Genomic DNA, 11,157 nt, shown 5'->3' with positions numbered 1-11,157 from the left:
AGCCGGATAATGTAGGAAAGGCCTATTTGAGGGCGACGTCAGCTATGGGGTGGAAAGCGGACGTTAATCTGCTGCTGGGCATCTCGGAATTCAGCTGATGATCCCGGAAATTGCCAACTCTGCTGAGTTCGGCACGTTCATTTTGAGCCACGCTTAGCCACAGTGGCAGAAACGTAAGCTAGGCAATAGCTAACCGGGAATGTTATTATCATAAGCAGCGGAAGTGCGATCGGATTTGGTATGTGAATGCATGTGCCTCCGGGGCACCCTTGATCGGGACTTGCACCAGATTTTATTATCGTCATTACGAGCAGTATCGAAATTTGGCTGATGAAGGCCGCCAAAAATGAGATTCTGTTCTCGGTCCACGAACCATGAAGCTTATTCAAAATCCACCCTAGTAGGACGGAAATTAGTCCGTAGCTGATGATCGCTGACCATATCGCAAAATCGCTCATAATGCTGACATGACGTACGTTGGGTTAAAGTATATTGAAGACGACAGACCTGCGATGGTCGCATCCCCAAAAAATTCGGGCTTCCGAACCTGATTGACTGCAAGCGGTCGCAACCCGCCATTTACGCGGCCGCCTCTAATTCGCTCGCGCGAACCAGATCACATGCCGTGGCCCCTTGCCGTTGCTGCGCGCCCGAACGCCGACCTCTTCGACCTGGAAACCCGCCGCCGCCAGCCGGCGGGTAAAGCGGGCGTCGGGGGCGGCCGACCATATCGCCAATATGCCGCCGGGGCGCAGCGCCGCCTTGGCCGTGGCGAGGCCCGCCGCCGAATAGAGTCCCTCATTGGCTTCGCGCGTCAGGCCGTCGGGGCCATTGTCGACGTCGAGCAGGATCGCATCATAGCGGCGCGTCGCCGCGCCGATCGCTTTCGATACGTCGCCGAGGATCAGCTCGACCCGCGGATCGTCGAGGCAGCCCGCCGCCAGCTCGGCCATCGGGCCGCGCGCCCATTCGATGATGCCCGGCACCAGTTCGGCCACCGCGATCTTCGCGTCAGGGCCGAGCGCCCTCAGCGCCGCGCGCAGCGTGAACCCCATGCCATAGCCGCCGATCAGCAGGCTGGCGCCCTTCGGGCTGCGCAGCCGATCGCAGGTCATCGTCGCCAACGCTTCTTCGGAGCCGCTCATCCGGCTGCTCATCAATTCGTTGCGGTCGATCGCGATGATGAAATCGTCGCCGCGCCGGTAGAGGCGCAGCGCGTCGCCGCCCGGGACTTCGGCCGTGCCGATCAGTTCGCGAATCTTCAACCCAGCTCGCCGAGATCGAGCGTTTCGAGAAGCGCCGCGCGCGCCGTGCGCACGTCGCTCGCCAGCGCCGCCGACGCGAGATCGCCGGGCGCGATCGCCTCGGGCCAGTGCTTCGCCACGACGCCCGATATCCGGTCGAGCTTCGCGTCATCGGCGATGAAACGCGGATCGACCGCCCTCGGATCAGCCACGACGCGCAGCCGCAAGCATGCCGGGCCGCCGCCGTTCGCCATCGACTGGCGCACGTTGACGGGCAGCAGGCGGCGGATCGGGCCATTGCCCGCGATCATATCCTCCAGCCAGTTCCACACCGCGGGGGTCGCCTGCGCCTCGGTCGGCAGCACGAGCCCCATGCCGCCATCGGGCAGGCTGACGAGCTGCGCGTTGAACAGATAGGATTTGATCGCGTCGGGCAGGCTGACCGCGCTCGCGGGCACCTCGACGATCTCGACCGCGGGGAAGGCAGCGCGGATTTCGGCATGCGCCGCCTCGCGCTCCTCGAACGCGCTTTCGTGGGTGAAGAGCACATGCTCGTTCGCGACCGCGACCACATCATTGTGGAACGCGCCGCCCTGGATCGCCGTGTCCGACTGGCGAATGAACAGCGTGCGAGCCGGGTCGAGCCGGTGGTTGCGCGCCACCGCCTTCGACGCGTCGAGATGCTGGCGCGCCGGGAAACGCCCGCCGCCAACGCCGTAGACGAAGATTTCGACGCCAGCTGAACCATGCCCGCTGCACAGCCGCATATGGTTTGCCGCGCCCTCGTCGCCGAAGGGGGCGGGGACCGGCGCATGCACCGCAAAGGCCGGATCGGCGAAGGCGAGGCGAAGCTGCGCCAGCGTTCCCGGCCATTCATGGCTGCGGTGCGGCATGGTGACGAGGTTCGCGACGGTCAGATGGCATTTGCCGTCGGCGCTGTCGGGCGCGGGCGACACGGTCGCGGCGTTCGCGGCCCACATCGACGACGCCGACCAGGCCTGCGCGCGCAAATGCCCCTCGGCATCCTCGGGCGTCGTGCCGAGCGTCGCCAGCCACGGCGCGTCGGGCCGGTCGAGCGGCATGAAGAAACCCTGCGGCAGCCCGAGTTCCAGATTATGGCGCATCTTTTCGATGCCCTGCAACGCCGCGGCGCGCGGCTGCGACACGTCGCCGGCATGGCTCGCCGACGCGATATTGCCGCGGCTGAGCCCCGCATAATTGTGGCTCGGGCCGATGATGCCGTCGAAATTGATTTCGGTGAGCATGGGTCTTGCTTTTCCTCTCCAATCCCTCCCCTTCAGGGGAGGGCAGCGAGACTTGGCAGCTTGCTGCCTAGTCACAGCGGGTGGGGGCCATCGGCCTTGCGCAAGCTCGACAGCCCCACCCCAACCCCTCCCCCGAAGGGGAGAGGCTTAAATTACCGCCCGATCCAGCTGATATTGCCGCCCTTGCCGACACCCAGCAGCTTCGCCGCCGCGCTGTCGAGCGTCGAACCCTCGCCGATCTTGCCGAAACAGCAGCGGAAATCGGCGAGCTGCCCCGTCGCGACCAGCGCATCCTCTCCCCCAAGGTCGTCGGCGCCGGCGATGCCCTTCACCTCGATATGTTTCGCGTCGCGGACGCTCGCGACCTGATCGGTGCGCGCGGTCATCGTCGGGCCGCCGTCGAAGATGTCGACGTAATTTTCGAACGCGAAACCCTCATTCTCGAGCATGCGCATCGCGGCGCGCCCGGTCGGGTGCGGCACGCCGATGACGCTGCGCGCATGCTCGCCCAGCATCGCGATATAGACGGGGTGCTTGGGCATCAGGTCGGCGATGAACTGGTTGCCATGGACCGCGTTGAACTGGTCGGCTTCCTGGAAATTCATGCCAAAGAATTTGCCCGCGACCCCGTCCCAGAAGGGCGATCCGCCCGCCTCGTCGATCACCCCGCGCAGCTCGGCGAGAATGCGGTCGCCGAAGCGCGCGCGGTGCCGCGCGATGAACAGATAGCGCGAGCGCGCGAGCAGCAGCCCAAGCCCGCCGGCGCGCGCCGCGGGGTGCAGGAACAGCCCGCCGACCTCGCTCGCGCCGTTGAGGTCGTTGCTGAGCATCAGCACCTGCGCGTGGAAGGTGCGGCCGAGCTGCTCGCTATGCTTGCTGTCGGTGCCGATGCGATAGGAATAGAAGGGCCAGCGCTGGCCGACTTGCCCGAAAATCTGGCAGGTGCCGCGCACTTCGCCGCTGTCCATATCCTCAAGCACGAGCAGGTACAGCTCGTCCGAAGGATATTCCTTGTCGCTCGCGAAGCTGGCTTCGGTGCGCTCCAGCTTGGCCGACAGCGCCTTCTTGTCGGGGGGCAGGTTGGTGAAGCCGCCGCCGGTCAGCTTCGCCATCTCGTAAATGCTCTGCAAATCGCCCGGCTTGGCCGCCCGGATCACATAATTCACACCGTCCCCCGTTCCGCTATTCTTATCATGGTGAGCGCCGACAGCCGCGCACGCTCGGCGAGGCTGTCGACGATCAGAAATTCGTCCGACGAATGGATCGCGCCGCCGCGCGGACCCATCGTATCGACCACCGGCACGCCGCACGCGGCGATATTATTGCCGTCGCACACGCCGCCGGTCGCGTTCCACCCGATCTTCAGCCCAAGCGTGGCGCCGCAATCGCGTACCAGCTCGAACAGGCGCGTCGCCGCGGCATCGAGCGGCTTGGGCGGCCGGTTGAAGCCGCCATGGATATGGCAATGCACGTCATGCTCGCGCGAGATTGCCGCGATCGCATCGCGCATCGCCGCCTCGGCCGCCGCCATCGCATCGGGGGTCGACGGGCGCATATTGACGCGCAGGATCGCGCTGTCGGGCACGATATTGTTCGGGCCGCCGCCGTCGATCTTCGCCGGATTGACCTTGAGCGCATCGGATTTCAGCGCGCCGAGCCGCAGCGCGAGATCGGCGGCGGCGAGCAAGGCATTTCGCCCCTCCTGCGGATTGCGTCCCGCATGCGCGGCGCGGCCGTGGACGATGATCGAGAAATTGCCGCTCCCCGGCCGTGCCCCCGCCAGCGTGCCGTCGGGCAGCGCGGGTTCATAGGTCAGCGCGGCGGTCTTGCCCTTCGCGAGTTCGGCGATCAGCCGCGCCGACGCCTGGCTGCCCGTTTCCTCGTCGCTGTTGATCATCACGTCATAGCCGACGCGGCCCGCGAGCGGCGAGGCTTCGAGCGCCGTCAGCGCCGCGAGGATCACCGAAATGCCGGCCTTCATATCGGCGGTGCCGGGGCCGTTGAGCACGCCGTCCTCCAGCCACTTCAATGTCTGGAACGGATGGTCGGCGGCGAACACCGTGTCCATATGCCCGGTCAGCAGCAATTGCACCGGCGCCGCGGGGCGCACGCGCAGATGCAGATGGTCGCCGCGCTGGATGATGTTGACGGTGCCGGCGCTATCGACGCTCTCGACGGGATCGGCGGCGACCAGCCGGACCTCGCCGGGCAGCGCCGCAAAGGCGTCGGCGAGCAGCCCCGCGACGGCCTTCAATCCCGCCAGATTGCCCGTGCCGCTGTTGATCGCCGCCCATTTCTCCACCTGCGCGAGCATCGGCGCATCGGCGGCGCGTTCGAGCGTCGTATTTTCTGTCGCGGTGAGACTGACCATGCGGTGGCTATAGCGAGCGCCGACGGGCTTTTGCACCCCCGGCCGGCACTTTTGTCTTCGCTGTGCGGCAAGTCACTGCCGCAGGTCGCCGCCCTGGGCCATGAAGCGCGCGAATTGCCGAATCGCAACGCATTAACCGAAAGTTCCGAATAGCCTCGCTACGCTGGCCGAACCGATAAGTGAGTGAGCCGATGACCGCCGCCTTTGTGCTTGGCATCAATATGTCCGTCGCCGGCATTTTCGCCGTCGCGTTCGCCGTGGTCGCGGCGACGAACCGCGGCGCGCGCGGTGCGCGGTGGCTTGCGGCGGGTTATGGCATGGGCATCATCTATGTCGCGCTGGAATTTCTGCTGACGCGGCAGGTCGACCCGACCCCCGTCGGCATCGGCATATTCCTGGTCTTCCTGATCGCGCTCAGCTTCGCGCTGGTCGGCGTCGCGCATCATTATCGCGTGCAGCCGCCGTGGGGCGCGATGGCGGCGATCTGGGTCGCCACGATCCTCGCCGTGCCGGTGATCTTCAGCATGACCTATGGCTCGATCGTGCGCCTGACGTTCTATCAGCTTCCCTATGTTGCGATGCAGGTCTTGCTCGGGCTTATGATCTGGCGCTCGGGCCGGCGCCAGGCGCTCGACCTGCTGCTGATCGCGCTTCAGCTGCTCGCGGCGAGCATCTATGTCGCCAAGCCCTTCATCGCGGCGATCGTGGGGACGGCGAGCGCGCCGCAGGGCTATATGGCGACGACCTATGCCGCGATCTCGCAGAGCGGCAGCGTCGTCACGCTGATGGCCATCGGGCTCGTCATGCTGCTCGTGATCATGCGCGACACCACCGCGGAAATGGTCGCGCGCTCGGAAACCGATCCGCTTTCGAGCGTGCTCAACCGCCGCGGTTTCGAACATCATACCGAACTGGCGCTGCTGCGCGGCGGGGACACGGCGGTGCTCGTCGCGGCCGACCTCGACGATTTCAAGAAGATCAACGACAGCTTCGGCCACGCCGCGGGCGACGGGGTGATCGCGCATTTCGCGGCGATGCTCGTCGATGCCGCGCCGGCGGGTGCGATCGTCGGCCGGATCGGCGGCGAGGAATTCGCCGTCCTGCTTCCCGACGCGCTGCTGTCCGACGGCCGTCTCTATGCCGAAACCGTGCGCACGGCCTTCGCCTCGGCGCGGTTGCCGGTGCTCGGGGTCGACCGCGGCTTCACGGCATCTTTCGGCGTCGCGCAGCGTAGCTCGGACGATTCGCTGTTCGACCTGTCGCGCCGCGCCGACGCCGCGCTGTACCGCGCCAAGGCGGGCGGGCGGAATCAGGTGCGCGTCGCGATTGCCGAACTGGCGCCGGCGCCCGCCGTGGGTGTCGCCTGAGTTCAGACCCCGAGTAGCGGCGTGTCTTCCTCGCGCGGCGGTGCGGGTTCGAAGCCGGGCAGGGGAACGAACTCGTCTTCGCTGAGCTCGATCGACGCGAGGCCGCCCAGCTTGAAGTGGCCGAGCCGCGGCTCCTCGTCGGAGCGCCAGCTCTTGCCCAGGTTCAGCGCGCTGATGAACAGGTCGCCGCGGCGCTCGAACAGCAGGTGCGGCGCCAGCGTCAGCACCTGGCCGTTATAATGCGCCGTCACCAGCCGTTTGCGGGCGATGGCTTCCATCAGTTTCAGTCGTGTGTCGTCCATGGTCTCAGAGCCGTTCGGGGGAGAAAGGTTTTATTGTGCAATGCAGCATAATCACATGCGGGCCGGGTGGGCAAGTGCCGAAAGTCCGCACGGCGGCTGAAAAGCTATGCGCGAAACGCCGCCCATTGCCAATCGAAACCAATCGCGGCATAGGGCGACGGCCCTTTCCTCCCCGGGTCCACTGGCGCAGCCGCGCCGACCAGAGGGTGTAGCATGACCGAATTTCTCGACCGTTCCGGCCTGTCCGTCGATAAGCGTCTGGCCGACTTTATCGAGCAGCGCGCGCTGCCGGGGACGGGGCTCGACGCCGCCAAATTCTGGAGCGATTTCGCGGGCCTGCTCGGAAAATTCGCGCCCGAAAATGCGGCGTTGCTCGCCAAACGCGAGGATTTGCAGGCGCAGATCGATGCGTGGCACGAAGCACGCGCCAAAGAATCCGGGGGCGGGCAGGCGCATGACGCGCAAGCCTATCAGGCGTTCCTGCGCGAAATCGGCTATCTCGTCCCCGAACCCGCGCCGTTTCAGGTCGGCACGGCGAATGTCGATGCCGAGATCGCAACGATGGCGGGGCCGCAGCTTGTGGTGCCCGCGCTCAACGCGCGCTTTGCCTTGAACGCCGCCAACGCCCGCTGGGGCAGCCTCTACGACGCGCTCTATGGCACCGACGCGCTCGACGCGCCGCCCGCGAAGTCCGGCGGCTATGATGCCGACCGCGGCGCGGCGGTGATCGCGCGCGCCAAGGCGTTCCTCGACGAAGCGGTGCCGCTCGCGTCGGGCAGCTGGGCCGACTGGCAGGGCGGACAGCCCGCGCTCGCCGATCTCGCGCAATGGGCCGGCAGCAAGCCCGGCGGAATCCTGCTCCGCCACAATGGCCTGCACATCGAACTGGTGATCGATCCCGCGAGCGCGATCGGCAAGACCGATCCCGCGGGCATCGCCGACGTCATCCTCGAAGCCGCGCTGACGACGATCATCGACCTTGAGGACAGCGTCGCCGCGGTCGACGGCGAGGACAAGGCGCTCGGCTATGCCAACTGGCTTGGGCTGATGCGCGGCGACCTCGTCGAAAGCTTCGCCAAGGGCGGCCAGACCGTCACCCGCGCGATGGAGGCCGACCGTGCGTGGACCTCGCCGTCGGGCGAGGCCTTCACCCTCCACGGCCGCAGCGTGATGTTCGTGCGCAATGTCGGCCATCTGATGACGACCCCGATGGTCAAGCTCGCCGATGGCAGCGAAGCCCCCGAGGGTCTGTGCGACGCGGTCATCACCAGCCTCTGCGCGCTCCACGATTTGAAGAGCCTCGGCACGCTTCGCAACAGCCGCGCGGGCAGCATCTATATCGTCAAGCCCAAGCAGCACGGCCCCGAGGAATGCGGCTTCACGAACCGGCTGTTCGACGCGGTCGAGGACATGCTCGGCCTCGCGCGCCACACGATCAAGGTCGGCGTGATGGACGAGGAACGCCGTACCAGCGCCAACCTCGCGGCGTGCATCCATGCGGTGAAGGACCGCATCGTCTTCATCAACACCGGCTTTCTCGACCGCACCGGCGACGAGATCCACACCTCGATGCGCGCCGGGCCGATGATCCCGAAGGGCGAGATGAAAGCGAGCGACTGGATCGCCAGCTACGAGGACCGCAACGTCCGCATTGGTCTCGCCTGCGGGCTTTCGGGCAAGGCACAGATCGGCAAGGGCATGTGGGCGATGCCCGACCTGATGAAAGCGATGCTCGAAGCGAAGATCGGCCATCCGAAATCGGGCGCGAACACCGCGTGGGTGCCGTCCCCGACCGCCGCGACGCTGCACGCGCTGCACTATCATCAGGTCGATGTGTTCGCGCGGCAGAAGGAGATCGCGGGCGAGGCGGTGCCGTCGCTGGGTCGTCTCCTGAACGTCCCCGTCGCCACCGGGCGCAACTGGAACGACGCCGAAATCACCCGCGAACTCGACAATAATTGTCAGGGCATACTCGGCTATGTCGTGCGCTGGATCGATCAGGGCGTCGGCTGCTCGAAGGTTCCCGACATCGACGATGTCGGCCTGATGGAAGACCGCGCGACGCTGCGCATCGCCAGCCAGGCGCTCGCCAACTGGCTGCTCCACGGCGTCTGCACCGCCGAACAGGTCGACGCCGCGCTGACGCGCATGGCGGCCAAGGTCGACGCGCAGAACGCGGGCGATGCGCTCTACGAAAAGCTCACCCCCGACGGCATCGCGTACCGGGCCGCACGCGCGCTGATCTTCGAAGGCGCGGGCCAGCCCTCGGGCTACACCGAACCTTTGCTACACAAATATCGGCAGGCAAAGAAGGCGGCGTAGGGCGCGTTCGCAGACGACCGATACCAAATGCTCCCCGGCGAAAGCCGGGGTCCAGGGCGTAACCGGGCTATGCCTGCGCTCGAAAGCCCTGGACCCCGGCTTTCGCCGGGGTACGGGAAAGGCTGAAATCGACCGGTCGCAGACGTTAAGACGTTCGAGAGTTTAGCTCGCTAAGACCTGGGATCAAATGGCGCTTGAGATAGCGTCGATCGTCGCGTCGGAAATTGAGATGCAAAACCGGTTCGTTATCGCCGTCGCCAAGGTTCTTTTTGTGATGATCCTCTCCACAATAGTCGTGAAACTCGGGCTAGTGGGCTAGCTGCTAGTCGATTTTGCGACCGCCGCTTTCCCGAATTGACAGGCTAAACCCACGGGCGCACAGGCCCGCCCGCCGGGGCGCGACCCCGGCATCAACCCAAGGACCGAAAAATGGACCCCGACAGTAGCCATCGCACCATATATCCGGCAGTCACGGCGGTCCGTCAGGGGTAATCCCCTGCGCATCTCCTGACGCTGGCGGACGCCAGCATTCGGGAGAATATCCATGTTCAACGCTTTCGTTCGCGAGGCCGATCGCCTCGTCCGCGCCGATATCGGTGCGGCAAACCCGCCCGCGATCCTGTGGGCCGACATCGTCCATCCGACCGCGGAGGATGCCGAAAACGCCGCCGCCTTGCTCGGGATTTCGATTCCGACGCTGCCCGAAATGCAGGAAATCGAACCGTCGGCGCGGCTTTACGAAGAGGTCGGCGCGCAGTTCATGACGGTGCCGATCGTCGTCGGGCTGGACGGCGATGCGCCGCGCAGGCGGTGCCGAGCGTCATGCCGAGCTTACCGTCCGGCGGCAGGGGGCGCGCGGCGTGAAGCGGGCTTGCCGCGTGCGGCGCGCATATGTTAGAACAAAGGTAGAACATCTTTGGAGACGCCCATGTCCGCCGCCGTCGATCCAGGCTATCGCCATTATCCGAAGCACGCCGAATTTCGCGCGCTCGTCGAAGCGGGCGGCGCGGCGCTCAAGCTCTATCACCTGACCGCCGCCGACGCGCCGGTGCCGGACGATGTGGCCAGCCTCTGCGCCGACTGGTTCGCGAGCCAGGCGTCGGCGGTGGTCGCGCCGGGCGATTGCGGCTTCGTCATCCTCCACCGCTGCGGCGCCGATTTCTATTTCCTGCTCGTGTCGGTGTGGCGCGGGTCGAACGAATTATGGGAAGCGGTCTGGTATCGGCACGGCGACATGCCGGCGTTCGCGCCGTTCGATCCCGCCTATCCGCCGGAGGCGGGCGTGGCGCGTCCGACCTTCTGCGTCTGGGAGCTCGGGATCGTCGCGCACGAGAGCGCGGCGTGGGGCCGCTACCTCGCGTCGCCGCGCGACGACACCGCGCGGTCGCGCTGGGTTGATGATATCTTCGAAGGCGCTGTATAGGCGCCGCTCGTTTCAAAGGGAGTTTTGACGTGCAGATTGCGGTGCTGACCTTCGACGGCTTCAACGAACTCGATTCGTTCGTTGCGGCTGCTATCCTGAACCGTTTGCGCGGGCAGGGCTGGGAAGCGCACATCACGTCGCCGACGCCGCAGGTCACCTCGATGAACGGCGTGACGATCGAACGCCAGCAACCGCTCGATTTCGCGGCCAAGGCCGACGCGGTGATCATCGGCAGCGGGATCAAAACGCGCGAGATCGCGGCGGACCCGCTGATGCTCGGCCGCATCCGGCTCGATCCCGCGCGCCAGCTGATCGGCGCGCAATGTTCGGGGACGCTGCTGCTCGCGAAGCTCGGGCTGATCGGCGCGCTCCCCGCCTGCACCGACCTCACGACGAAGCCGTGGGTGATCGAGGCGGGGGTCGAGGTGCTCGACGCGCCCTTCGTCGCGCACGGCAATGTGGCGACCGCGGGCGGCTGCCTCGCGTCGCAATATCTCGCCGCGTGGATCATCGCGCGCCTCGCCGGGACCGCCGCCGCCGAAGCGGCGCTGCACTATGTCGCGCCGGTGGGGGAAAAAGCGGACTATGTGACACGCGCGTTGGCGGCGGTGCGGCCGTTCCTGGCGGAAGAAAATCTGGCGCGCATCGCCTGACTGGCGATCCCGTACAATACAGCTTGCCCGGCCCTGCTATAATCCGGCATTTTGCGGCGTACGCAAACCGGGGGCAGGGCGATGACGGCACCGTTTAATTTCGGGCAGCTCAAATTTCTGAAGGCGCTGACCGAGGCGCTGTTCCACGAAGCCGAGATGGTGATTTCGGCCGATCAGGTCGTCGCCAATGTCTGCGAGCTGTTCGAAAAG

10 protein-coding genes are annotated in these 11,157 nt (G+C 66.0%); 5 read left to right on the top strand and 5 right to left on the bottom strand.

Translation table 11 applies throughout. The features are described 5' to 3' along the window. Nucleotides 1–593 precede the first annotated feature (593 nt). From VJ811_RS13665 to VJ811_RS13650, 4 genes are all read right to left on the bottom strand, one after another. A complete protein-coding gene (locus VJ811_RS13665; RefSeq protein WP_324073234.1) occupies nucleotides 594–1,265 on the bottom strand; it encodes a spermidine synthase in 672 nt (223 codons plus the stop codon). Next, nucleotides 1,262–2,509, bottom strand: a complete 1,248-nt coding sequence (locus VJ811_RS13660) for an N-succinylarginine dihydrolase (RefSeq protein ID WP_324073233.1) — start codon at nucleotides 2,507–2,509, stop codon at nucleotides 1,262–1,264. Before VJ811_RS13660 ends, VJ811_RS13665 begins: the two co-directional genes overlap by 4 nt. A gap of 152 nt (nucleotides 2,510–2,661) precedes the next feature. After that, complete coding sequence (locus tag VJ811_RS13655) at nucleotides 2,662–3,675, bottom strand: arginine N-succinyltransferase (RefSeq protein ID WP_324073231.1); 1,014 nt, start codon at nucleotides 3,673–3,675, stop codon at nucleotides 2,662–2,664. Further along, nucleotides 3,672–4,880, bottom strand: a complete 1,209-nt coding sequence (locus VJ811_RS13650; protein WP_324073235.1) for a hydrolase — start codon at nucleotides 4,878–4,880, stop codon at nucleotides 3,672–3,674. The genes VJ811_RS13655 and VJ811_RS13650 overlap by 4 nt, the downstream gene beginning before the upstream one ends. A gap of 191 nt (nucleotides 4,881–5,071) precedes the next feature. Between VJ811_RS13650 and VJ811_RS13645 the strand changes: the two genes are divergently transcribed. Continuing rightward, complete coding sequence (locus tag VJ811_RS13645; protein ID WP_324073229.1) at nucleotides 5,072–6,247, top strand: GGDEF domain-containing protein; 1,176 nt, start codon at nucleotides 5,072–5,074, stop codon at nucleotides 6,245–6,247. A 2-nt stretch (nucleotides 6,248–6,249) separates the two neighbouring features. On the opposite strand, the gene VJ811_RS13640 is transcribed toward VJ811_RS13645, so the two are convergent. Continuing rightward, a complete protein-coding gene (locus VJ811_RS13640) occupies nucleotides 6,250–6,549 on the bottom strand; it encodes a hypothetical protein (RefSeq protein WP_324073221.1) in 300 nt (99 codons plus the stop codon). Nucleotides 6,550–6,762: 213 nt separating this feature from the next. On the opposite strand from VJ811_RS13640, the gene VJ811_RS13635 reads away from it, so the two are divergent. The 4 genes from VJ811_RS13635 (at nucleotide 6,763) to VJ811_RS13620 (ending at nucleotide 10,947) form a co-directional block, all read left to right on the top strand. Continuing rightward, nucleotides 6,763–8,871 (top strand): malate synthase G, encoded by a 2,109-nt coding sequence (locus tag VJ811_RS13635; RefSeq protein ID WP_324073220.1) that lies wholly within the window; start codon nucleotides 6,763–6,765, stop codon nucleotides 8,869–8,871. A 544-nt stretch (nucleotides 8,872–9,415) separates the two neighbouring features. Continuing rightward, entirely contained in the window at nucleotides 9,416–9,769 is a 354-nt protein-coding gene (locus VJ811_RS13630; RefSeq protein ID WP_324073218.1) for a hypothetical protein, read from the top strand. Between the two features lie 30 nt (nucleotides 9,770–9,799). After that, a complete protein-coding gene (locus VJ811_RS13625; RefSeq protein ID WP_324073217.1) occupies nucleotides 9,800–10,294 on the top strand; it encodes a hypothetical protein in 495 nt (164 codons plus the stop codon). Nucleotides 10,295–10,323: 29 nt separating this feature from the next. Beyond that, entirely contained in the window at nucleotides 10,324–10,947 is a 624-nt protein-coding gene (locus tag VJ811_RS13620; protein ID WP_324073216.1) for a DJ-1/PfpI family protein, read from the top strand. The last annotated feature ends 210 nt before the right edge of the window (nucleotides 10,948–11,157 follow it).

This window comes from Sphingopyxis sp. (assembly GCF_035250425.1).
Lineage (GTDB): Bacteria > Pseudomonadota > Alphaproteobacteria > Sphingomonadales > Sphingomonadaceae > Sphingopyxis.
This window is presented reverse-complemented; position numbering and strand designations above follow the sequence as displayed.

Bases quoted from the DNA above. Each gene is read 5' to 3' on its own strand.
- VJ811_RS13650 (WP_324073235.1), bottom strand. From the start codon at position 4,880: ATGGTCAGTCTCACCGCGACAGAAAATACGACGCTCGAACGCGCCGCC.
- VJ811_RS13635 (WP_324073220.1), top strand. From the start codon at position 6,763: ATGACCGAATTTCTCGACCGTTCCGGCCTGTCCGTCGATAAGCGTCTG.
- VJ811_RS13625 (WP_324073217.1), top strand. From the start codon at position 9,800: ATGTCCGCCGCCGTCGATCCAGGCTATCGCCATTATCCGAAGCACGCC.
- VJ811_RS13640 (WP_324073221.1), bottom strand. From the start codon at position 6,549: ATGGACGACACACGACTGAAACTGATGGAAGCCATCGCCCGCAAACGG.
- VJ811_RS13630 (WP_324073218.1), top strand. From the start codon at position 9,416: ATGTTCAACGCTTTCGTTCGCGAGGCCGATCGCCTCGTCCGCGCCGAT.
- VJ811_RS13645 (WP_324073229.1), top strand. From the start codon at position 5,072: ATGACCGCCGCCTTTGTGCTTGGCATCAATATGTCCGTCGCCGGCATT.
- VJ811_RS13660 (WP_324073233.1), bottom strand. From the start codon at position 2,509: ATGCTCACCGAAATCAATTTCGACGGCATCATCGGCCCGAGCCACAAT.